23 protein-coding genes, 1 tRNA gene and 1 pseudogene are annotated in these 23,035 nt (G+C 57.5%); 10 read left to right on the top strand and 15 right to left on the bottom strand.

The genetic code is table 11. The features are described 5' to 3' along the window. Positions 1-34 precede the first annotated feature (34 nt). The 6 genes and pseudogenes from DOU54_RS10715 to DOU54_RS10735 all read right to left on the bottom strand — a co-directional run bounded on the left by DOU54_RS10715 (position 35) and on the right by DOU54_RS10735 (position 4,851). Entirely contained in the window at positions 35-265 is a 231-nt protein-coding gene (locus DOU54_RS10715; RefSeq protein WP_113731262.1) for a Y4lK-related protein, read from the bottom strand. 78 nt (positions 266-343) lie between these two features. Then, complete coding sequence (locus DOU54_RS28535; RefSeq protein WP_502695962.1) at positions 344-1,258, bottom strand: flagellin; 915 nt, start codon at positions 1,256-1,258, stop codon at positions 344-346. A gap of 252 nt (positions 1,259-1,510) precedes the next feature. Continuing rightward, a pseudogene (locus DOU54_RS28410) lies at positions 1,511-2,077 on the bottom strand (flagellin N-terminal helical domain-containing protein); the annotation flags it as partial. Positions 2,078-2,285: 208 nt separating this feature from the next. Then, on the bottom strand, positions 2,286-2,948 hold the full coding sequence (locus tag DOU54_RS10725) for a hypothetical protein (RefSeq protein ID WP_113731263.1): 663 nt from the start codon (positions 2,946-2,948) through the stop codon (positions 2,286-2,288). A gap of 159 nt (positions 2,949-3,107) precedes the next feature. Next, a complete protein-coding gene (locus DOU54_RS10730) occupies positions 3,108-4,571 on the bottom strand; it encodes a tyrosine-type recombinase/integrase (RefSeq protein WP_113731264.1) in 1,464 nt (487 codons plus the stop codon). A 203-nt stretch (positions 4,572-4,774) separates the two neighbouring features. Continuing rightward, positions 4,775-4,851, bottom strand: a tRNA-Arg gene (locus DOU54_RS10735). A gap of 520 nt (positions 4,852-5,371) precedes the next feature. Here DOU54_RS10735 and DOU54_RS10740 point away from each other — a divergent pair. Then, entirely contained in the window at positions 5,372-5,878 is a 507-nt protein-coding gene (locus DOU54_RS10740) for a MarR family winged helix-turn-helix transcriptional regulator (protein WP_113381272.1), read from the top strand. Positions 5,879-6,123: 245 nt separating this feature from the next. Further along, positions 6,124-6,387 (top strand): hypothetical protein, encoded by a 264-nt coding sequence (locus tag DOU54_RS10745; protein ID WP_113381271.1) that lies wholly within the window; start codon positions 6,124-6,126, stop codon positions 6,385-6,387. A gap of 46 nt (positions 6,388-6,433) precedes the next feature. Here the strand turns inward: DOU54_RS10745 and DOU54_RS10750 are convergent, their stop codons facing one another. Both DOU54_RS10750 and DOU54_RS10755 read right to left on the bottom strand, forming a co-directional pair. Further along, complete coding sequence (locus DOU54_RS10750) at positions 6,434-6,916, bottom strand: hypothetical protein (RefSeq protein WP_113381270.1); 483 nt, start codon at positions 6,914-6,916, stop codon at positions 6,434-6,436. Between the two features lie 71 nt (positions 6,917-6,987). Continuing rightward, positions 6,988-7,992, bottom strand: a complete 1,005-nt coding sequence (locus DOU54_RS10755) for a LysR family transcriptional regulator (protein WP_004443150.1) — start codon at positions 7,990-7,992, stop codon at positions 6,988-6,990. Positions 7,993-8,246: 254 nt separating this feature from the next. Here DOU54_RS10755 and chvE point away from each other — a divergent pair, with 254 nt between their 5' ends. The 4 genes from chvE to araD1 all read left to right on the top strand — a co-directional run bounded on the left by chvE (position 8,247) and on the right by araD1 (position 13,248). Continuing rightward, on the top strand, positions 8,247-9,311 hold the full coding sequence (gene chvE, locus DOU54_RS10765; RefSeq protein ID WP_004443148.1) for a sugar ABC transporter substrate-binding protein ChvE: 1,065 nt from the start codon (positions 8,247-8,249) through the stop codon (positions 9,309-9,311). 90 nt (positions 9,312-9,401) lie between these two features. Further along, entirely contained in the window at positions 9,402-10,940 is a 1,539-nt protein-coding gene (gene gguA / locus DOU54_RS10770) for a sugar ABC transporter ATP-binding protein GguA (protein ID WP_113381269.1), read from the top strand. Beyond that, complete coding sequence (gguB, locus tag DOU54_RS10775; protein ID WP_113381268.1) at positions 10,937-12,133, top strand: sugar ABC transporter permease GguB; 1,197 nt, start codon at positions 10,937-10,939, stop codon at positions 12,131-12,133. The genes gguA and gguB overlap by 4 nt, the downstream gene beginning before the upstream one ends. A 119-nt stretch (positions 12,134-12,252) precedes the next feature. After that, positions 12,253-13,248 (top strand): 2-keto-3-deoxy-L-arabinonate dehydratase AraD1, encoded by a 996-nt coding sequence (araD1, locus tag DOU54_RS10780; RefSeq protein ID WP_113381267.1) that lies wholly within the window; start codon positions 12,253-12,255, stop codon positions 13,246-13,248. A gap of 211 nt (positions 13,249-13,459) precedes the next feature. Here araD1 and DOU54_RS10785 read toward each other — a convergent pair whose 3' ends face one another. From DOU54_RS10785 to DOU54_RS10815, 7 genes are all read right to left on the bottom strand, one after another. Next, positions 13,460-14,095, bottom strand: coding sequence for a histidine phosphatase family protein (locus tag DOU54_RS10785; protein WP_113381266.1), 636 nt, complete (start codon positions 14,093-14,095; stop codon positions 13,460-13,462). A gap of 33 nt (positions 14,096-14,128) precedes the next feature. Beyond that, positions 14,129-14,536, bottom strand: a complete 408-nt coding sequence (locus DOU54_RS10790) for a VOC family protein (protein WP_107341329.1) — start codon at positions 14,534-14,536, stop codon at positions 14,129-14,131. A gap of 55 nt (positions 14,537-14,591) precedes the next feature. Beyond that, complete coding sequence (locus tag DOU54_RS10795; protein WP_035210644.1) at positions 14,592-15,050, bottom strand: GNAT family N-acetyltransferase; 459 nt, start codon at positions 15,048-15,050, stop codon at positions 14,592-14,594. Between the two features lie 116 nt (positions 15,051-15,166). Continuing rightward, a complete protein-coding gene (locus tag DOU54_RS10800) occupies positions 15,167-15,763 on the bottom strand; it encodes a class I SAM-dependent methyltransferase (protein WP_035210646.1) in 597 nt (198 codons plus the stop codon). A 4-nt stretch (positions 15,764-15,767) separates the two neighbouring features. Continuing rightward, on the bottom strand, positions 15,768-16,589 hold the full coding sequence (locus DOU54_RS10805; RefSeq protein ID WP_022556768.1) for a transglutaminase family protein: 822 nt from the start codon (positions 16,587-16,589) through the stop codon (positions 15,768-15,770). Between the two features lie 21 nt (positions 16,590-16,610). Beyond that, positions 16,611-17,552, bottom strand: coding sequence for an alpha-E domain-containing protein (locus tag DOU54_RS10810; RefSeq protein WP_004443135.1), 942 nt, complete (start codon positions 17,550-17,552; stop codon positions 16,611-16,613). Between the two features lie 3 nt (positions 17,553-17,555). Beyond that, a complete protein-coding gene (locus DOU54_RS10815) occupies positions 17,556-18,965 on the bottom strand; it encodes a circularly permuted type 2 ATP-grasp protein (RefSeq protein WP_006699591.1) in 1,410 nt (469 codons plus the stop codon). A 437-nt stretch (positions 18,966-19,402) separates the two neighbouring features. Here DOU54_RS10815 and DOU54_RS10820 point away from each other — a divergent pair, with 437 nt between their 5' ends. The 4 genes from DOU54_RS10820 to DOU54_RS10835 all read left to right on the top strand — a co-directional run bounded on the left by DOU54_RS10820 (position 19,403) and on the right by DOU54_RS10835 (position 22,696). Further along, positions 19,403-20,299, top strand: a complete 897-nt coding sequence (locus DOU54_RS10820) for a DMT family transporter (protein WP_006699592.1) — start codon at positions 19,403-19,405, stop codon at positions 20,297-20,299. A gap of 78 nt (positions 20,300-20,377) precedes the next feature. After that, complete coding sequence (locus DOU54_RS10825) at positions 20,378-20,995, top strand: L,D-transpeptidase (RefSeq protein WP_004443131.1); 618 nt, start codon at positions 20,378-20,380, stop codon at positions 20,993-20,995. A gap of 239 nt (positions 20,996-21,234) precedes the next feature. Then, a complete protein-coding gene (locus tag DOU54_RS10830; RefSeq protein WP_004443130.1) occupies positions 21,235-21,624 on the top strand; it encodes a DoxX family protein in 390 nt (129 codons plus the stop codon). A 163-nt stretch (positions 21,625-21,787) separates the two neighbouring features. Further along, positions 21,788-22,696 carry a DMT family transporter gene (locus DOU54_RS10835; protein ID WP_113381265.1) on the top strand — a complete coding sequence of 303 codons (909 nt, stop codon included), beginning with the start codon at positions 21,788-21,790 and terminating at the stop codon, positions 22,694-22,696. The last annotated feature ends 339 nt before the right edge of the window (positions 22,697-23,035 follow it).

The following is a 23,035-nucleotide window of genomic DNA, read 5'->3' on the forward strand; positions in this document are numbered from 1 at the left end:
GGCGGGCAATCTTTGCCACACGTGAAGGGACGGCCTACTCCGTCTCAATCACGCGTCCCAGCTCGTGAAGATGTTCAATAATCTGATCTTTGAGATGGTCTTGCGAACCAAATCGCTTGGCTAGTTCGTTGATGCGATTTTGTGCCGTCTCGTTTTCCAGATCAACGGGATCGATGAGAACGTAGTGATTTTGACCGATTGCCCGGATGTCGCTACCCGCCTCTAACATAGCGTGTACGAATACAATTGCGATCTCCTTGCTCATGACACCAGTTCATCAACATTGCCGACCATTGCAAACCCGAAAAACGTTCTAGCGGTCTCTAGGAGGCTCCGCGCTTGATCAGCGGAAGAGTTGCAGGATGTTTTCAGCATTGCCGTTGGCGATCTGCAAAGATTGGATCGCAAGCTGTTCCTGCGTCTGTAGCGCCTTGAGCCGGGTAGATGCTTCGTTCATGTCAGCATCGACAAGACGGCCAATGCCTTTGTCGATAGAGTCTGAAAGACGGCTCGCGAAGTCGGTCTGGAGGTCGATGCGCATCTGGAGTGAGCCGAGAAAGCTCGCGCTCGAAATAGAGGTTTGAAGCATATATTCTACGCCCTCAATGTAGTCGTCCACGGTGAAGGCGTCGGTCGTTACGTCTATTTCGGCGAGGTCGAAACGCAGGACCCAAGGCGTATATTCGACATTGTGTATGGAGAATGATACAGCTTTGTTTCCTGCTTCTGGATACATCGTCGGATCTGCGCGGAAAACGACGAGTCCTGGGTATTCCGGGTCGTTGGATATTGCGGTCAGTCCGGTCCCTGCAAGCGCATATGCGAACACGTTTGCGAAAGCGTCCATGTCGGCGACATGGCCGTCCGTCGTCCCGAGCGCCGCATCGACTGTCGCCTTCGTTACGGTTATAGGCTGGGTCGAGCCGCCCGCGACCTGAACGTCGAACGTGATCTCCGTCAGTCCGGAGATCGTGAACGGCTCCGTGAACGACATCGTTGCCTTGGGGAACATATTATCATGGTTTTGGTTTGGTGGGTCTTCGAGACCGAGGGCGAAACCGGCCGGATGCACGCCGTTGAAATATGAAGTAACGCTTAAAATGTCCACGCTCGAACCGTCGTGACCAGAGGTTTCGAGCGAGCCGATCTCGTAGATCGATAAGTCGGTCGAACTGGAGAACTGTGTATATGCACCGCTCGGTACGGTCCAAAGTGGGACGCCATTGTCGGTGAACACCTTCTGAAGTACGGCCCTCATTTCGACCGCGTTGTTTATCGTCCCGTCGGTCGTGCCTAGCGCGGCGTCGACCACGGTCTTGTCTAATCGCAGGTTCGTAAAAGTCACACCCGGATCTGTATCGACCGCGTCGACAACGACGGAAAACTCGACGTAGTCGGTCGAGGTGAACGTCGCCGGACCGGTGAAAACATGCGTTTCGTGACCGTTATGTGCAAACGCATTGTAGTTGGCATCTGCAAAACCTCCGATATCGCGAATGTTGTCGATGTCTTTTTGTAGAATCCCGCCGCCTTCGGTATTGAGCATAGACGTGGTCTTGAGGTCGACGGACATGGTCTTAACGGATACCGCACCGCTTCCTGATCGGACGAACGACGAGACTACGGAGGTACTAATGTCGCTGACCAGAGAGAGATGCGTCGGCGCGCTTGTCGCGAGCCAGTTCTCGCCGCTGAAGCTGGCCGCATTTACTATGCTTTCTGCTTGCGCGTTGAGTTGCTTCAATTCTTCCTGGATTTTGGCTTTGTCGACGCCGTCTTCCTTCGCGGCGACGAGACGCGCTTTGAATTCCGTCAGGATGTCGACGATGGATTCCGTTCCCGCATATGCGACGTCGACTTTTGCTGCACCAAGCCCTAATGCATCGGACACGGCGGAAATCGCCATCGCGTCCGACCGCATCGTTGTGGAGATCGACCAATATGCCGCATTGTCGGATGCGGATTGCACACGCAACCCCGTGCTGACATGACCTTGCGTTTGTGTAAGCTGGCTACCGATGGAGCGGAGAGTTTGCAATGCGGCCATTGCAGAAGTGTTCGTCAAAATACTGGTCATGTAACCGTCGAAGTCCATGCGCTGACTTGCAGGCCGTGTCAGCGGTCTGCGGAATGAGCCAGCAATGAAAGGACATTTCTACGGTTAACCACGAAGGGTGCCCGCCATAATGGCGAGACCGTTACCCTTAGGACCTTTTATTCCTTTGGGTTCAAGCGAATCGACCGCTTCCTTCATTCTTACTACGTCAGGAATGGTTAACAAGCTCTTAACGTCGCAAAGAGGTCGAAGCACCCGAATTCACAAACTGCGGTATGACGCTGGCCACACATTCGAACTCCAGCTTGAAGCCAGCGATGAGCTCCGCGCACTTTTTCTCGATTTCGTCGGTGTTGCGAATGTCGCTAACGGCAATCGAGTTCTCCCGCAGAAACCGTGAATAGAGACGTCCTTTTTGAGTGGCGACAACGGGGAAATGAATTCGCTCCAAGCCGGCAGCAAATGCTGCCATCCTGATTGCTTCGATTAACCGCTTGCGGACTGCATGATTTGAAACAGGGCCAACCTCGGCGTTCAATGTGAGATAACCTGTGGTTCCGTCATTGTTCGCGCGTATTCCGACCCACGCGATTAGCGGATATCCCGCCCACCAGTTTTCACAACCAGACCATGTGCCCTCAGTCTTATCGAGCTCATTCTGCCACTGCGCAGGCAGAAAGCTCAGACGGTTATTCTCATAGTTTGAATATCTGAATTCGTGCGTGCCGATCCTGACGGTTTTCCCTTGCTCGGGTTTGTTGCCGACTAGCCGAACAACTGCGGCCTCGAAGCCTGAACCGGGCGTATCCCTCTTGATGAGATCCAGTATTTTTCTTTGATCCGAAAAAAACTGATGCGCCAGATTGTGTGTTTCAGAAAGTTTTTTGACCATGCTGTTAAGCGCTGCCTCCCCTCAGTGGTTCTTGCATCAGTAAGCCAAATTTGCGTCCCGACAAGTCTTACCGCGCCAGAGCGGAACAGAAGTTTGTTCGAACGAACTTTCCGGCAGAATAGGCGTAATTGTCGCAAGCCATCCGCCATAAAGTTCGATCTATCTGGCCAGCATGCCTTGATATCTCTTGACGATTTGCTGCTCCGTGGATCCGTCCTTACTGCCACGCTTCAATTCTTCAATACGTTTTTCGAGAAGCTTGATTTCATCATACGTTTCGTCATCCAGCAGGATCGGCTCATTAGCATAGTCTTCCTGTCCGGGCCGGAGGAAGTCCTTAATCTGCTCGGTATTCACCTGCGCATAGTGCTTGTCGATCATCGCAAGTGATGTACGGGTGTTACGGGCAATGTGATGGACTGAGACGTTGTTGGCGAGCATCTGCGAGATGTAGAAGTGTCGGAACGAGTACGAGGTGCGACGGACGCCTCGATTATCTTTCTCCAAGCCAGAAGCGATCAGAAGCGCATTGAGGCCCTTTTTGAATGAAAGGATGCGATTGCCTTTTTCGTCCGCGAAGACTGGATCGCCATCTTGAGGTTCGCGTCCCATATCGTTGACGAACAGGTCCCAAAGCATGCCAAGAGCCGACAGCGCACCGTAAAGCGGTACGGCGTTGCCGTGTTTGCTCTTGCCGTGGACTGCCAAGCGAGCATCTTGTTGGTAAAGAGGTAGGTGCCGTGTTTCCCGGAAAAGCGAGACGTCGCCCCAGGTCAGATTTTTTGCCTCTGTTGGTCGGAGGCCAGAATTGGCCATGAGTTCGATATAAGCGTGCAGCCGAACACGATCCGCGCGAATGCCTTCTGTGACAGCTTTTTGTGTCCAGACACGGCCATCCTTAGCCTTAATGACCTTGAGTTTCGCATGATGTTCGTTAATTCGCTCAATGCTTTTGGCGATCAGCTTCTCGTATTCCTCCGGCTTGAAGCCGGGACGACGATTGTCGGGCTTTTTCTTCGCTTCGACGGTTGGCAGCTCCAAAGGCTTGCAATACCCCCATCGTGATGCCTGACGGAAAAGCTCGCGGATGATGACCATTTCGCCTTTCATGGTCGCCAAAGCAGCGACTTTGCGGGGTGCTGCGCGAGAGAAAACGCGACCATCTTCCCGCTCGCAACGGATTTTCTCGATCTTTGATCCCGGCCCCGTTGTCCAATAGGTCTTGCGCCATTCCAGATAGCGTTCGACGTCGGCGGTAGTGATGAGGTCGATTGCCTTGTCCCCGAAATAGCCGACAGGAAAACGCCGGATGATCGGAGGCCAGAAGGTCGGATGATATTGGCTGCGTTCGTCGCGTTCCGCTTCCGCGCAGACCTTTTCGATAAACTCCTCGGCCACCTCGCAAAAGGGATGCTGGACCAGCGACAGGCCTTGCCTATGTCGGTACTTCTGCTCGTGATAAATCTCGTTTGCCCGCTGTAGCGCGGCATCGTAGTCGGCAATGCCGAGCGACTTCTTGATCTGCTTGCCGCCGAGCGAATAGCGCATGGACCAGTTTCGGGTGCCTTCACGCTGAAAAAGCGTAAAGGGGGCGTTTGGTGATTCGGAGGTGCGTTGCAACATAACCTGGGCTCCAATGGAGTTACTATGGTCGGAACACTGCGCTGAAACTGCGCTAGCTCCGAGACCGAGCCCGGAAACGCTACATTGAAATCATTGAGAAATTCCGAAGAATACGCGCTACTGAGCTAGGACTGAGCTAGCTTATTTCCGCTACGCGTCAGAGCAAGTAAAGACTGAAACTTCAATGAAATCAAGCAATAAGATGGTGCACCCGGCAGGATTCGAACCTGCGACCTTTGGAATCGGAATCCAACACTCTATCCAGCTGAGCTACGGGTGCAGCGGTCACGCTTGAATCGCGTGCAGCGGTTGGTTCATACCCTAGCTTTCTTTCCGCATCAATGACTAAAAATCCAAGATTTGCGAAACCTTGCCAGTTTTCGAGACCGCAGGGTGAAGAGGGCCGGAAGTGGGGGCTTGCGGGTTTTTGGCGACTTTGCGCGCGGGGCTGCTTCGTTTGGCGTCCCAGGTCTCGCGGAAATCGATTTCACTTATAAGTAGTAGCTTGTCACGGGTTCCGCATGCAGTTTCAGCATGTTCATCCGTCGTGGACCGGAGTGCCCGTATGCCTGCCAGAGAACGGTGGCCCCGCGGTTCCGGCCCCTCAAAATTGGCGGGTAAATAGTCATGCTTTCGGTGCAGATTTTGTCGCCAGATGGTGGGCAACATTGGGTTTCCGGCCATTAACTGTCAAATTCTTATACAATATTAGTATCATCTACATTTATTTAGGATACAGTTTCGTGACATTGTCAGTTATGATTTTGGCAGGGTAAAGGACGAATCAGGCGGGGGATCGGATGGCTTTGCGATTGGCACATAGCAACGGGCCGCGGACGGAAAAGGGCGAAAGCGGCAGCGCGCAAACGACGCATCTCACCGCGATCGATTACGGTTTGCTGACGACTGCGATCAGCTACCATTTGCGGCACTCGCAACTTGCCGTGGCAAACGGTTTTTCCGATGTGCTGGCGGAGCAGGGATTGCGGCCGGCCGATTTTTCCGTTCTCGTCATCGTCGGCGGAAATCCGGGTCTTAAACAAAGCGATGTGGCCGAGGCGCTCGGCATCCAGCGGGCTAATTTCGTTGCCATCGTCGACAGCATGGAAGAGAAAGGTCTGCTCGTCCGCCGCAGGTCGGAAGAGGACAGGCGCGTTCATTTCCTCGACATGACGGCCGAGGGTAGCCGTCTTCTCGAGCGCCTTTCCGATGTCTGGCGCGACCGCGAGGAAAAGCTGATCGACCGTATCGGCGGCAAGAAGGCCCGCGACCAATTGCTGGCGCTGCTCGGCCGCCTGCGCGACTGACGTCCGGCGCCGGTGTTCCCCATGCTCAGATCGGCAATGCTGGGCGGAAGGGGCGGCGGATTTCATCCGTGGTCGCACGTTACCCCCGGTTATCAGGTAATCTCCATCACGGCAGCCTGATATCCCTCGGTCCGATTTGCGTTGCAATTTGTCTGCGAAACGGTCAAGACGCATGGAATTCCCGTGCCATGCGGTGCCCGCGCGGCAGCGAGCGACTGACCGGAAAAGCCAGAGACGGAAACACCATGCTGAATATCGATACGAGTCATCCGCTTTATCGTCCCCTGTGGGTGCGGTTGCTCATCGTCTGTTTCTGTGTGGCATGGGCTGTCATCGAATTCGTCAATCGCGAGTTTTTCTGGGGAACCGTCGTGGGCGGCATAGGCGTCTATGCGGCCTATGAACTGTTGGTAAAATTCAAACCCGCAAGCGACGGCGACAAGGGTGGGGACGGGGCGGTTGCGCCCGCCGCCGAAAATCCACCCACCGATAAGGACGATGCCGGCTGACGCGTCGCGATTTTCCGTTCATCGCCTGTCTTGAGCTGCCCGCCTCTTACCGGAAATGCTCTCGCATCCGAAGCATGCGGAACGCCTGGTCGATCAGGAGATTGGCTGCCGTCATGCGCAGTGTCGCATTGTGCCGGAACTGCGGTTTCACCCGGTCGGGATGATTGAGGCGGGCGAAGGCGCGGCGCTTTTCCGCGAGTGTTGCCGCGGTGTCGGTCTCCTGGATCGCCAGTTCCGCCGAAACATCGGCAAGTGAGGTCTTTTCGAGGTGGGCCGGCATCGGTTCCGGTTCGCTCTCCGGTTCCGGCTGGGGTTCCGCCGGTGGCGCGGGGTCTTCCAGGAAGGCGAGATAAGCGTCGAGATTGCCGTTCGCAGCCGCCGGCGCTTCGATATGCGTATCGACAACGAAGCCTGAGCTGAAGCCGGCAATGCGGTTATCCGCGGGCGGGGGCGGCTCTGCGCCTTCTTCTTCTTTCTCCTGCTTCAGTCTTTCGACGACAGACTGGAAAACGGATTGTCCGAAGAGCATATGGCTGTTCCTTCGCCGGTCACGATTTCCGGCCCTTGTAGTGGATGAAGGTGGCGTCTGGCTTGCCGCCGTCACTGGGCAGTCAGCTTGCGGCTTTCATCCAGCACCAGATCGTAAAGCAGGCGGGCGCTGGGCGGCAGGACGCGCCCCTTGGTGGTGATGATGCTGTAGGGCTTGACGACCAGTTCGAAATCCGTCGGCAATATGCGGGTCCGGCCGATATCGGCCCGCTGGCCGGCCACGAATTCGGCCATGTCCTGCGCAATCGGCGCAATGGCATCGGTGTTGCAGACAAGCGCAAGCGTGAGAACCACGGATGGCGTGTTGATGACGTTGCGCGGCATGGCGACGCCGTGGGTAAGGAAGACATCCTCCATGGTGCGCCGCAAAAGCGCGCCAGGGGGCTGGAACACCCAGTCGTAACCGGAAAGATCCTGCAGGGTGACGGGATCGCCGCCCAGAAGCGGGTGGCCTTCGCGCACCACCAGACAGGCGCGCTCAATGCCGATTTCGTGGATGGAGAACAGGCCTGGATCAAAGTCATCCGGTATGCGGCCGATGATGAAATCGTGGCGCGCAGCCAGCAATTCCCGCGCCAGCACGTTGCTGCTCTCCACCTGAACATTGATTTCAATGCCGGGATAGGTGTCCATGGCCCGTCTTATGGCGGGAACCACGAGGCTTATGGCGGGCGCGGTCACCGCGCCGATGAAAACGGATCCGCCGCTGCCGGACTTCATCTGATTGAGTTCGCGACTCGCCTCACGCAGCTCCAGCAATATGGTGCGCGCCCGTCGCGCCAGCGCCTCGCCGAACTTCGTCAGAACCACACCGCGCGATGCTCTCTGACAGAGCGGCGATTTGACGATCGCTTCCATTTCCGAGAGCATGCGCGAGGCCGCCGGCTGCGTCATGTTCATGGCGGCGGCAGCCGCGCTGACCTGCCCGTGCTCCTCGATCATGACCAGCATGCGCAGGTGGCTCATCTTCAATCCGGCCCGCAGCAACGGGTTGTCTTCAAAGACAAAAAGGGCATCCGTTGTTTGCGCCTGCTCATACACTTTCTGGTTGCTCATTCGCGATTTTATACCCCTCATCGGTTTTTGTATCGATTTAATATATCATAATTGATATATGGAAACTGATTTATTCTATTTGACAGTTATATGGATTCAGAACAATTTGCGGAATGCCGGGGAGGAGCGGCAGCTGTTCCATTTCGCAATTGCGAAAAGGGAGCGAGCAGGGCGCGGCTTCTTCCTCTGACGGCATGAATTTCCTGGTGCACCGCAACATGCGGGTCCAGAGAAGGGCTCAAGGGAGAGAGTTAATGAAGTCCATTATTTCGCTGATGGCAGCTTGTGCCATCGGTGCTGCGTCTTTCGCAGTGCCGGCTTTCGCACAGGACAAGGGCGCTGTTGGCATCGCCATGCCGACCAAGTCTTCCGCGCGCTGGATCGATGACGGCAACAACATCGTCAAGCAGCTTCAGGAAGCTGGTTACACGACCGACCTGCAGTATGCCGACGACGATATTCCGAACCAGCTTTCCCAGATCGAAAACATGGTCACCAAGGGCGTCAAGGTCCTCGTGATCGCCTCGATCGACGGCACCACGCTGTCGGACGTGCTGAAGCAGGCCGGCGAGCAGGGCATCAAGGTCATCGCTTATGACCGCCTGATCCGCAACAGCGGCGACGTCAGCTACTACGCCACCTTCGACAACTTCCAGGTTGGCGTTCTGCAGGCGACTTCGATCGTCGACAAGCTCGGTCTGAAGGATGGCAAGGGTCCGTTCAACATCGAACTCTTCGGCGGCTCCCCTGATGATAACAACGCCTTCTTCTTCTACGACGGCGCTATGTCTGTTCTCCAGCCTTACATCGACAGCGGCAAGCTCGTCGTGAAGTCCGGCCAGACCGGCATGGACAAGGTCGGCACGCTGCGCTGGGATCCGGCAACGGCCCAGGCCCGCATGGACAACCTTCTCTCGGCCTACTACACCGACGCCAAGGTTGACGCCGTTCTGTCGCCTTATGACGGTCTTTCCATCGGCATCATCTCCTCGCTGAAGGGCGTTGGTTATGGCACGAAGGATCAGCCGCTGCCGGTCGTTTCCGGTCAGGACGCTGAAATCCCGTCCGTGAAGTCGATCATTGCCGGCGAACAGTATTCCACCATCTTCAAGGACACCCGCGAACTCGCGAAGGTTACCGTGAACATGGTGAATGCCGTTATGCAGGGCAAGGAGCCGGAAGTGAACGACACCAAGACCTATGAAAATGGCGTCAAGGTCGTTCCGTCCTACCTGCTGAAGCCGGTTGCAGTGACCAAGGAGAACTACAAGCAGGTTCTCGTTGACGGCGGTTACTACAAGGAAGACCAGCTGAAATAAGCTGAAGACACATGCGGGGATGACTTGGCGTCATCCCCGTTTTTCCATAAAAATAAAAACGCCTGAATTAATCGGGCGCTGGATTGCGATATGGCCAATACCATTCTCGAAATGCGGAACATCACCAAGACGTTTCCGGGCGTGAAAGCGCTTGAGAACGTTAACCTCAAGGTAAAAGAGGGTGAGATCCACGCACTCGTCGGTGAGAACGGCGCGGGGAAGTCGACCTTGATGAAGGTCCTTTCCGGTGTTTACCCCGCCGGCACCTATGAGGGCGAAATCCATTATGAAGGCGCCGTCAGAAACTTTCGCGCCATCAATGACAGTGAAGATATTGGTATCATCATCATTCACCAGGAGCTGGCGCTCGTGCCGCTTCTGTCGATTGCGGAAAATATTTTCCTCGGCAACGAGGTCGCCAAAAGCGGCGTGATCAACTGGCAGCAGACCTTCAACCGTACCCGCGAACTCCTGAAGAAAGTGGGCTTGAAGGAATCGCCGGAAACGCTGATCACCGATATTGGCGTGGGCAAGCAGCAGCTGGTCGAAATCGCCAAGGCGTTGTCGAAGAGCGTGAAGCTGCTCATCCTCGACGAGCCGACCGCTTCGCTGAACGAAAGCGATTCCGAGGCGCTGTTGAACCTGCTAATGGAGTTCCGCAAGCAGGGCATGACGTCGATCATCATCACCCACAAGCTGAACGAAGTGCGCAAGGTGGCCGATCAGATCACCGTGCTGCGCGACGGCATGACGGTGAAGACGCTCGACTGTCATCAGGAAGAAATCAGCGAGGATGTCATCATCCGCAACATGGTGGGGCGCGATCTCGAGGATCGTTATCCGCCGCGCGACGTGCCGATCGGCGAAACCATTCTTGAAGTGAAGAACTGGAACGCCTATCACCAGCAGCACCGCGACCGCCAGGTTCTGCATGATATCAACGTCACGGTCCGCAAGGGCGAAGTCGTTGGCATTGCCGGCCTGATGGGCGCAGGGCGCACCGAATTTGCGATGAGCGTGTTCGGCAAGTCCTATGGCCACAAGATCACCGGCGACGTGCTGATCGACGGCAAGCCCGTTGACGTCAGCACCGTGCGCAAGGCGATCGACGCTGGTCTCGCCTATGTCACGGAAGACCGCAAACATCTCGGTCTCGTGCTCAACGACAACATTCTGCACAACACCACGCTTGCCAATCTGGCCGGTGTGTCTAATGCCAGCATCATCGACGACATCAAGGAAATGAAGGTGGCGAGCGATTTCCGCACGCGTCTTCGCATCCGCTCGTCGGGTATCTTCCAGGAAACGGTCAATCTTTCGGGCGGCAACCAGCAGAAGGTTGTGCTCTCCAAGTGGCTGTTCTCCAACCCTGATGTCCTGATCCTCGATGAACCGACCCGCGGCATCGACGTTGGCGCGAAATACGAAATCTACACCATCATCAACCAGCTCGCTGCCGATGGTAAAGGCGTTCTGATGATCTCATCGGAAATGCCCGAACTGCTCGGCAATTGCGACCGCATCTACGTCATGAACGAAGGCCGCATCGTCGCTGAATTGCCGAAGGCAGAGGCGAGCCAGGAAAGCATCATGCGCGCTATCATGCGCTCAGGGGAGAAGAACTCATGAGTTCGGCAAACACCACAAACGAAGAAAGCAACGTCATCTCGGTCGGGACCTATATTCGCTCCAATATCCGCGAATACGGTATGCTGATCGCGCTCGTCGCCATCATGGTTTTCTTCCAGTTCTACACCGGCGGCATTCTGTTCCGCCCTGTGAACCTCACCAACCTCATCCTGCAGAACTCGTTCATCGTCATCATGGCGCTTGGCATGCTGCTGGTCATCGTGGCCGGGCATATTGACCTTTCGGTCGGCTCCATCGTCGCCTTCGTCGGCGCGATCGCGGCCATATTGACCGTGCAATGGGGCATGAACCCGTTCCTGGCGGCGCTGATTTGTCTCGTCATCGGCGGCATCATCGGTGCGGCCCAGGGTTACTGGATCGCCTATCACCGCATTCCGTCCTTCATCGTGACGCTGGCGGGCATGCTGGTGTTCCGCGGCCTGACGCTGTTCGTGCTCGGCGGCAAGAATATCGGCCCTTTCCCGACCGATTTCCAGGTCATCAGCACCGGCTTCCTGCCTGATATCGGCGGCATTGAAGGTATCAACACGACGTCGATGATTCTGACGGCGTTGATTACGGTTGTGCTGTTCTATCTCGCATGGCGTCGCCGTGTCGTGAATGTGAAGCACGGTATCGATGTCGAGCCTTTCGGTTTCTTCATCGCCCAGAACCTGCTGATTTCGGCCGCGATCCTGTTCCTCGGCTACCAGCTTTCCACCTATCGCGGCCTGCCGAACGTGCTGATCGTGATGCTTGCTCTCGTTGCGCTCTACAGCTTCGTGACGCGTCGCACGACCATCGGCCGTCGCATTTACGCCATGGGCGGCAATGAAAAGGCGACCAAGCTTTCGGGTATCAACACCGAACGCCTGAGCTTCCTGACCTTCGTCAACATGGGCGTTCTGGCTGGTCTCGCCGGCATGATCATCGCGACCCGCCTCAACTCGGCAACGCCGAAGGCCGGCGTGGGCTTCGAGCTTGACGTGATCGCGGCCTGCTTCATCGGCGGTGCCTCGGCATCCGGCGGCGTTGGCAAGATCACCGGTGCGGTCATTGGCGCCTTCATCATGGGTGTCATGAACAACGGCATGTCGATCGTCGGTCTCGGCATCGACTTCCAGCAGATGGTCAAGGGCCTCGTGCTGCTCGCCGCCGTGTTCTTCGACGTCTACAACAAGAACAAGGGCTGATCGGCTCACACTTATCGCAGTCCAAAAAGTGGCCGGTTTCCGGCCACTTTCATAAGATGCAGGCGCAAGGCGTCGCGTAGAAGATATAAAGGCGCCTTGCGCCGGAGGAAGGAAATCCCGTGCTCATTTCACAGATTAAAGATGCCAGCGGCAACATCACCGTAGCGGTTCGCGAAGAAGGCGGAGAGGCACGCGCAGTCAAGGGCGCAGAGTCCGTTTATGCGCTTGCCATGGAAGCCGCCAATGGCGGCAAGAACCTTGCAGATGTCATTTCCGCCCATGGTCTGGGCGATGCCGTCGATCTTGAAAAGGCTTATGCCGAAGGTCGCTTCCTGCCGCCGATCACCCATCCCGATCCGGCCCATCTGCATCTGACCGGCACCGGCCTTACCCATCTCGGTTCGGCCGCGACCCGCGACAGCATGCACAAGAAAACCACGGAAGCCGCCGAGGAAAGCCTGACGGACTCCATGAAGATGTTCCGCATGGGTCTGGAAAACGGCAAGCCGAAGGCCGGTGAAAAAGGCGTTCAGCCCGAGTGGTTCTACAAGGGCAACGGCCATGTGGCGGCAGCGCCCGGTGCGGCGCTCACCTCGCCTTCGTTTGCGCTGGATGGCGGCGAAGAGCCTGAGATGGCAGGCATCTACGTGATTTCCGACAAGGGTGAAGCCGTGCGTATCGGCTTTGCCGTCTCGAACGAGTTTTCCGATCACGTCACCGAGCGGATCAACTATCTCTACCTCGCCCATTCCAAGCTGCGCCCGGCAAGCTTCGGCCCGGAAATTCGCGTCGGCGCTCCGCCGTCCGATATTCGCGGCACCTCGCGCATCCGTCGCGGTGATAAGGTCATCTTTGAAAAGCCGTTCGTTTCGGGTGAGGACAACATGTCCCATACCTTCGCGAACCTCGAATATCACCACTTCAAATATGGCCTGTTCCGTGCGCCTGGCGATGTGCATGTGCACATGTTTGGCACGGCAACGCTTTCCTTCGCCGACGGCATTAAACCGGAAGAGGGAGACGTGTTCGAAATCGAAGCTGCCGGTTTCGGCCTGCCGCTGAAGAACCCGCTCGCTGTTGATGCGGAAGAAGAGATCGTGGTTCGGCAGATCTGATCTGCGGGCGATCTTTGGGAATGATAGAGGGAGCAATTGCTCCCTCTATTCGTCATACCGGCCTTGAGCCGGTATCCAGCCAGCCCAAGTCTTTGGGCTGAAAAGAGTCTTTTCTCCGCGCAGACGCGCGTCGGCTGGTTTCCGGCTCAGGGCCGGAATGACGTAGGTCATATTGTCTGCGTCACCTGATCACGAGCAAATGTCGCTATGGCTATCGCGAGGCAAAATCCTGCAGATGCGAAACATCCGCCAGTGAAACGACGGCGCGGTTCTGCCAGTAATCGTCTTCCTTCAAATGCGTTATGCTGCCGGAGCGCGCCGGAAAGCTGACATAACCGGCGCTGTCGATCGGCATCTTGATCCATGCCGCGATGACGAAGGTCAGGGCGAAGCCATGGGTCACGATGATCTGCGTGGCGCAGGGCCGCGCGATGATCATGTCCACGGCCCGATATACCCTTTCAGCAAATTCGCGTCTCGTCTCGCCATCAGCAATACCGCCACGATGGTCAAGGCGATTATGATGCGGTGCCGGGATTTGACGCTCATCGAGCCATTGCTGCGACATGCCTTCGGCCTCACCGTAGCTCATTTCTCTGAGGTCACTCATGATCTCCATTGGCTGCCCGAAGCGTTCCGCGATGATTTCTGCGGTCTGCGAGGCGCGAAGCAGGTCGGAGCTGAAGATTTCCACGGGCTCACCACCGACCAGCGTCGCCAGTCTGGCAGCCGCCGCCCTGGCATCGGTCCTGCCGTGCGGCGTCAGTCCGGTATCATACCAGCCGCCGACCCGGTTCTCGATATGGTGGACCGACTGAGGATGAGTTACGACATAGATGTTCTTCACGGTGGCGTCCTGTTTCTTTGCGGTCAGCCCTGTTCAAATACCCCAGAGCTTGCCTTCTCCCACTTCCACCGAGTTCCCGGAGGGGTCGCGGATATAGACGGAATAGCTATCATTCGGCCAGCGGTGATAGTGCTCGATAGGAATCCCGAGCGTTTCGAAGTGCGCTTTCCAGCCGTCTACCTCCGATTTGTCCCTTGCGAAAAAGCAGAAGTGGCCTTCACCTGCCGTGCCATGGCGAGGGATGGGATTATCGGGATCGGCCTTGCGCGACTTCTCGGGGTCGAAAACCAGCAGTACCTGCTGCCCGCATCTGAAAAAGACGAAGCTTCCGGGCACCTTGCGGATGATCTCCAGCCCGAACACATCGCGGTAAAAAGCCTCGGCGGCTTCGAGATCATTCACATAGATCGCGGTTTCCATGATGGCTGTTGGCGGTTGCATGGTGCCTCCTATGGTCGAGATGTGGTCAGGAATGATGGGTAGGCGGCGGGCGGCGTCATGTCTTGTAGGTCAGCACCGTAAGATCGTGCTTGCCGACGCCCCGTTCGAGGATGGTCCAGCCGCAGTTGAGGTAATAGTCCTCAAGACTTGCCTCGCAGCAGAGGTAGCACGTCTCGTGACCGAGTTCGGCGGCCCTTTTTGTTGCGGCCTGCATCAACGCGCGCGCCACGCCAGAGCGTCGGCGGTCTTCTTCCACCCACAGGGCCGCGACCCAGGGAAGATAGTGCGGGCGCTCCTCGAGATCGCAATGAATGAGAAAAGCGGAGCCGACATAGGCGTCGCCATCATGGGCGACGAAACCGGTGGGGAGGGCGTGAGGATTTGTCATCTCTTTCAGGTGCTCGAGGACATCGCCCACCTTGAGGCCGCTATCTTGCCACCACGCCGTCCAGACCCTTTCTGCTATGATGGGTCCATGCGACTGGCAGTCGCGATAGTCGGAAATGCTGTACAATGCCGTCTCCCGGCCGGTTTTGTCCCAAAAGGATAAACCGGATCATGCTTTCAATTGAGAACGGCGATTAAAACGGGTGCTGCGCCTTTTTGCAACCGTCAACCTGTCGCGGTTGGTCAGTGCTTTTTGGCCATGACATGCAGCCAGTCTGTCGGCAGCTTGTCGTAACCGCTTCCCTGCCGGGCTTCGATCTCTACGCCCGTCCAGTCATATTGCCCGTAAAGCTCCTCCAGCCATGACCTGGACGGATAATTGTAATAGCGGCCGAACGTATCGCGTCCTTCAGCCTCTCCGGCCTTGAAGCTCGCATAAAAGACGCCGCCCTGTTTCAGCGCGGTGTGGATGCGGCCGATGATGCCCGGCAGGGCAGGGCGGGGCACGTGCAGCAGGCAGGCATTGGCCCAGATGCCGTGATAGCGTCCGACCTCATCGATATCTTCGAACAGCAATGTCCTGACAGGAATGCCGAGTCGGGCTTCCGCAGCCTTCGCTATATCGGGCGTTCCATCGGTGGGATGCACGTCGAAACCGGCTGCCAGCATATATTCGCTGTCCTGCCCGCCGCCGCATCCAAGTTCGAGGATGGTCGCGCCTTTTTCCAACTGCGACAGAAATGTCTTGAGATGCGGGCGGTCTGCTGCCTGCCCGCGGGTGGTATAGGCGGTTGCGTTGTCAGTATAGAAACCGATCGTATCGTCGTCTCTGGCGGCCATGATCTCAGCTCTGGGACTGGCTCTGGCTCTGCGATTGCTGCACGGTAACTGAAACGCTCAGCGTCTCACCGGCCGGGCCGATGCGCATGCCAGATATAGGCGCGCAATCGCGATAGCAGAGACCGGATGCGATGCGGACATAACGGTCATCGGGGCAGATATTGTTGGCGGCGTCGAAGCCGACCCATCCAAGGCCCTGCAGATGCACCTCGGCCCAGGCGTGGGTAGCGGTTTGTTCCTCCACCGCCTCCATCATCAGATAACCGGATACATAACGGGCAGGCAGGCCCATCTGCCGGGCAGTGGAAATGAGAATATGGGCGTGGTCCTGACAGACGCCCCTGCCAGCCTCCAGTGCCGCTTCGGCCGTGGTTTCGATGTCGGTGGAGCCGGGCACATACTCCACCTTGCCGTGAATGTTTTCCATGAGATTGTGGAGGCGGGCAAGCTCGCTCTCGCCGACGCTCACCTTCACCAGTTCGCGTACCAGCTTTCCTGGTTTGGTGCGTGGCGTTTCGCGCAGGAAGAGCCAGAGCGGTGCGTTGCCGATGTGGTGACCGAACACGCCGGCCTTGTCCTGCGTGTTCACCGTGCCGCTCGCCACCACTTTGACCCGCTGCTGTGGGCCTTCCGTTTCCACCAGCGCGACGCGATTGCCGAAATGGTCGTCATAGGTCACTTCGACGGTCGCGCCATCGACCGAGACATCCCAGTCCTCCACCGTCTGGCTCGGGCCGGTCTGCGGTGTCAGGCGCAGCCGCTGCAAGGCATAGGGCATCGGCTCGTCATAGACATATTCCGTCGTATGGGTGATTTTCAGACGCATAAGCTGTCCCCGTCTACGCGCTCATTGATAGAAGCGGTAGCCTTCCGTGATTTCCTGTCCCAGTTGCCCGTTGCGATGGACGAATCTTTCCAGAAACTCGTGCAGGCCCTCGTCCATGACCCGGGCGATGGTGGTCGCGCGCAGGCTGTCGCGGATGCTTTCAGCCGTATCGTGTGCCTTGTGCCGTTCGCTGTAGTCCTCGGCGATGTAATTGAGGTTGCTGGCGATCTTCTCGTAACAATAGGCAAGCGAACGCGGCATGCGTCCATTGAGAATGAGGAAGTCGGCGATGTTGGCCGGTTTGTATTCCGCATCATAGACCCAGCCATAGGAACGGTGGGCCGAAACCGAGCGCAGAATGGATTCCCACTGCGCATTGTCGAGCGATGAGCCGACATGCGCCACAGCTGGCAGCAGCACGTAATATTTGACGTCGAGAATGCGCGCCGTATTGTCGGCGCGTTCGATGAAGGTGCCGATACGGGAGAAATTGTAGAGATCGTTGCGCAGCATTGAACCGTGGAAGGCGCCGCGCACCAGACCGGCGCGGTGTTTGATCACGTCGATGGTCTGCGGCAGTTCCGCATGGTTGAGCTTGCGGCCGAGGATGTTCTTCAGCTCGATCCAGAATTCGTTGGTGGCTTCCCATGTCTCGCGCGTCAACGCCGTGCGCACCATGCGGGCATTATTGCGCCCCGCTTCGATGCAGGACATGACGCTGGATGGGTTCGATTTCTCGCGGAGAAGATAATCGATAGCATTTGCCGCCGTCACCTTTTCGCGTGTTTCGAGGAATTCCTCGTGCACGCCCGCGCTCTGCAGCACGCCGTCCCAATCCTCGTCGCCGCTGCCTGAGCGCGTCAGTGAAACGCGCAGGCCCGCATCGATGAGCCGGGCGATGTTTTCAGCGCGCTCGATATACCGGAACATCCAGTAGAGCCCGTTTGCCGTTCTGCCCAGCATGGCTTAATCCTCCAGTACCCACGTATCCTTGGTGCCGCCGCCCTGGCTGGAATTGACCACCAGCGAGCCCTGCTTGAGCGCAACGCGGGTCAGGCCGCCGGGAATGATCTGCACCTTGTCCGAAACAAGCACATAAGGACGCAGATCGACATGGCGCGGCGCGATGCCGTTCTTGACCATGATCGGCACGGTGGAGAGCGACAGCGTCGGCTGCGCAATATAGTTGGATGGGCGTGCTTTCAGCTTTTCGGCAAACAGCGCCCGTTCCTTTTTCGATGCGGTGGGACCGACCAGCATGCCGTAACCGCCTGAACCGTGGACCTCCTTGACGACGAGATCGGCGAGGTTGTCGAGAACGTATTTCAGGCTGTCCGGCTCGGAACAGCGCCAGGTCGGCACGTTTTCAAGGAGCGGCTTGCGGCCGGTATAAAATTCGACGATCTCGGGCATGTAGGAATATATCGCCTTGTCGTCGGAAATGCCGGTGCCGGGGGCGTTGGCGATGGTGATGTTGCCGGCCCGATAGACATCCATGATGCCGGGAACGCCAAGCGCCGAATCCGGCCGAAAAGTCAGCGGGTCGAGGAAGTCGTCGTCGACGCGGCGGTAGAGAACGTCGATGGCCTCATAACCGCGCGTCGTGCGCATCTTCACCTTGCCGTCCATGACGCGAAGGTCGGAACCTTCCACCAGTTCCACACCCATCATGTCGGCGAGGAACGAGTGCTCGTAATAGGCGGAATTATAGATGCCGGGGGTCAGCACCGCGACGCGCGGCTTGCCGGTGCAGCCCGGAGGGGCGAGCGAGGCAAGCGACTGGCGCAGCAGATAGGGGTAATCCTCCACCCGTCGCACGCGGTTTTCATGGAAAAGTTCCGGGAACATCTGCATCATCGTTTCGCGGTTTTCCAGCATGTAGCTGACACCTGACGGCGTGCGGGCATTGTCTTCCAGAACATAGAACTGGTCTTCGCCGGTGCGGACGATATCCGTGCCGACGATATGGGTGTAGACCCCGCCAGGCGGCGTGAAGCCGATCATTTCCGGCAGGAAGGCTTCGTTCTTTTCGATGATCTCACGGGGGATGCGCCCGGCGCGGATGATTTCCTGTTTGTGGTAGATATCGTCGAGGAAGGCATTGAGGGCGAGAACACGCTGTTCGATGCCCTGGGCCAGTTTGCGCCACTCACGGCCGGAGATGATGCGCGGGATAATATCGAAGGGTATCAGTTTTTCTGAACTATCGGCGTGGCCATAGACTGCGAAAGTAATGCCGGTTTTTCTGAAGATGTTTTCCGCGTCTTTTGATTTCTGGATCAGGTGCGCCCTGTCCTGCCGGCTGTACCATTCGTTATAGTTTTCATATGGGCTTCGCGGCGTGTTGTCCGCATTTATCATTTCGTCAAATGCCAACTTCGATGTCCCCTTTTTTGCCATATGAATACAACGACAAATGCAATGCAAGAACTATGCAGGCCTCCCCGAGAAGATTTTTTGTCGCCCTAGAGTTTTAAAAAAGAAGCGTTTTTTCGGCTTCCGCCTATAAATGCGGCATCGGCAAATTGGTTGCGGGGCGACGAGCGGTGTAAGCGGGCGGTGGCGCTGTTTGCGCCGTGGGCGAATGCATAAATTTTGTTCGCTCGCTTTCGGTTGATGAATGTCCGGCGTCACATCAGAAAATCTGAAAGATGTGATCACCAAAACGCCTTTGACCTTTTGCCGGGATGCGGATACCGCCATGCTGAACACCCGGCTCGACTATTCGCCGGTTTGCGTGAAGCCGCAGAAATATCAATTCGCCGTCTGTTCCGCACCGGTAGCGGACATCATGCAACACAGAGGATGCGCCCATGTCGCTCGACCGTTTGGCTCCGGCCATCTTCGTCTTTCTCTGGTCGACGGGCTGGGTGACCGCCAAATATGCGGTCTATTATACGGGGCCGCTGACCTTCCTCTGTCTGCGCTATCTTCTGGCGGGCGTTTTGCTGTGGGCGATCTGCCGCTTTTCGTCCATCCAGTGGCCCGAAAGTCGTGTCGATATCTTCCGGGCGATCCTGTCAGGCGTCTTCCTGCACGGTCTTTATCTCGGCATGATCTGGTGGGCGATAGGGCAGGGCGTGCCTGCGGCGATCGGCGGCATTATCGCCGGCCTGCAGCCGCTGATGACGGCGGTGGCCGCCCGTTTCATGATCGGCGAAAGGATCTCGCCGCTGCAGCGCGCCGGCCTGCTCATCGGCTTTGCCGGCATCGCCATCGCGGTGCTGCCGAAGGTCATGGCCGCGGGCGCTGGCGGGCTGTCGGTGCCGCTTTACGCCGTGGCGGTGAATGTGCTGGGCATGACCTCGGTCACCTATGGCACGCTCTACCAGAAGAAGTACGTGCATGGCGGCAACATCATGGCGGTGGCAACGCTGCAATATGTCGGCGCGCTGCTGGTAACGGTTCCCTTCGCGCTTCTGCTGGAAGATGGGCATGTGGACTGGAGCCTCGGCCTTGCCGCCACGCTCGCCTGGTCTGTCGGCGCGATTTCCATCGGGGCCGTGGCGCTGCTTCTTTATCTGATCCGGCGCGGCCAGGTTTCGCGCGCCGCTTCGCTGATCTATCTCGTGCCGCCGCTTGCCGCGGTGGAAGCCGCCCTGCTTTTCGGCGAGACGCTGACGCCTGCGATGATTGCAGGTACGGTTCTTGCGGTGACAGGCGTTTATCTCGCCAATCGCAAACCTGCCGCATCGGTTGCGGCGGGTTAATTACTGCAACCTCATATTAGGGGTTTGTTAACCATAAAATTATACCTCTCGTTAATCACATGATTTGGCGGGGGTTACATGTCTATTTCACGTCGTGGTGTTCTGTTTGGATTGCCGCTGTTTCTGGCTGGCTGCGCAAACACCGGCATCGGCCAGCACAGGCTGGATTACGCGGCGAAGCCGGAGGAAAAATTCCCGCTTCCCGCCATGCATCTCGATAAGGTGAAGCCCGAACTGCGCCGGCAGGAGGTGGCCTATGATACGCGCCATCCGGCTGGAACGGTGGTTGTGGATACGCCGGCGCGGCGGCTTTATTATGTTCTCGGCGACGGTCGCGCAATGCGCTACGGCGTCGGTGTAGGCCGCCAGGGTCTTGCCCTGAAGGGTGACGCCTATATCGGTCGCAAGGCGGAATGGCCATCCTGGACACCAACCGCGAACATGATGCGCCGCGATCCGCGCAATCTGAAATTCGCAGCCGGTATGCCCGGCGGCCCGAACAATCCGCTTGGCGCACGCGCGCTCTATCTTTATCGCGGCGGCAACGACACCATGTTCCGCCTGCATGGCACCAACCAGCCGCAGTCCATCGGCCACGCCATGTCGAGCGGCTGCATCCGCATGCTGAACCACGACATCATCGACCTCTATAGCCGCGTGCCTGTCGGTTCGAAGGTGGTGGTGCTGCAGGCGTGAGGCGGGACGGTTTTTCCGCCTGTTGCGATCGAAAAAATGTCTGAAGCCCTGAGTTGATTTTTCTGTAAGAAAGTCAATTTTCTATGGTGAAATCAACTATTTGTAGAAAATGGCGTTTTGAGTATTTTAGGTAGTTCTGCAATATCGGAAACGTGATTTCCGCTATTTCGGAGGTGTATCCATAAACGTGCCATCGCGCTCATATCGGCGCTTCACCACTTCAACGGGGACACATCAACATGGCAATTTTCGATTCTCTCTCCCGCTATCGCCCACAGGCACTCGGGGCGCTGCGCATCATGACGGCGCTGCTTTTCATTTCGCATGGAACGCAGAAACTGTTCGGTTTTCCGGCATCGCAGATGGAAGGCTCCCTGCCGACGATGCTGCTGGTGGCGGCGATTCTGGAATTCGTCGGCGGCATTCTCGTGCTGATCGGCCTTTTCACGCGTCCGGTCGCATTCATCCTGTCCGGCCAGATGGCGGTTGCCTATTTCATCGCGCATGGGCCGAAGAGCTTCTTTCCGGCACTCAACGGGGGTGATGCCGCCATCCTGTTCTGCTTCATCTTCCTCTATCTGTTCGTGGCCGGTCCGGGCGCTTTCTCGGTGGATGAGCGCCGGGCCTGATCTGCCTGACCGGACATCGATTTGTTTTGCCGAAACCCCGCGTGGCCAACGCCGCGCGGGGCTTCTTTTTAGAGCAGGATCGATACTTCGGCCGCGGCCGAAGCATAGGCGCCTGTTTTCCGGTTAAGAACGGGTCACCCCCAATGCAGTTGGAAATCGATCCGTGACCTCTGAGAACCCCATCGCCCGCGAATTGCTGCTTCTGGCCCTGTTGTCCACGCTGTGGGCCGCATCCTACACTTTCATCAAGATCGGGGTGGAGACCATTCCGCCCCTTACCTTCATCGCATCGCGCACGATGATCGCCGGTCTGCTGCTCTTCGCGGTGATCCGGCTGCGCGGGTTGCGTTTGCCCACGGATTTAGCGACATGGCGGCTGTTCTTCATTCAGGCCTGTATCAACAGCGTTCTCCCCTTCACGCTGATCGCCTGGGCTGAACAGAGCATCGATGCCGGCCTCGCCGTCATTCTCAATGCCACGACGCCGATCTTTACCTTTCTTCTCACGGCGCTCGTGATCCGGCATGAGGCAGTCAGCGGGCGCAAGCTGTTCGGCACGATTGCCGGCATGACGGGCGTTTGCCTCATTATCGGCATGGAGGCACTTGATGGGGCGGGCGAGGCGATATGGAGCCAGCTCGCCGTGCTGACAGCGGCATTTTCTTATGCCTGCGCGGCCATTTTCAGTAAAAATTTCAAAGGGCTCGATCCGATCATGCCGGCCGCCGGCTCGCTTATCTGCGGTGCTGTCCTGCTACTGCCCGTGAGCCTGATTGTCGACCGACCCTGGACCTTGTCGCCTTCGGCGGCATCACTGGCGGCGCTGTTGTGCCTCAGTGTGTTTTCGACCGCGCTCGCCTTCATGATCTATTTCCGGCTGATGCAGACGCTCGGTTCGGTCGGTACCACCTCGCAGGCCTATCTCAGGGTGCCGGTCGGGGTCGCCATCGGCATGGCGTTTCTGGGGGAAATGCCGACGCCTGCCATGTGGGGTGGGCTCGTCTGCGTCATTGCGGGCGTGCTGGCGATGACCCTGCCGTCACGGCGTCGTCCGGTCGCGCAGGGGAACTGAAGGCGAAGAAAAGCCCCGCTACCGGGTGTGGCTGCGGGGCTTGATTATTGGCGAGCGCGTGCCGCTTGTTTCTTCTCCCCGCCGGGGAGAAGGTCGCGGCAGCGGGATAAGGGGGCAAGGGTGATGAGATACGGCAACTTTACCCCCTCATCCGACCCTTCGAGCCATCTTCTCCCCGGCGGGGAGAAGAAACGCCCGGCAATGCCGCGGCGTCCTCAATCCATTCAGAACGACTTAACGGTTGCGGCCGCGATGGCCATTACCGGAAGCGCGTTTTTCCTGGCCGTTGCCGCCGGCAGGGGCGTGGCGGTTGGCGCCGCTGCCGCCGGGCTTGCGGGC

It is taken from the genome of Agrobacterium sp. MS2, from assembly GCF_003261015.1.
Classification (GTDB): domain Bacteria; phylum Pseudomonadota; class Alphaproteobacteria; order Rhizobiales; family Rhizobiaceae; genus Agrobacterium; species Agrobacterium pusense.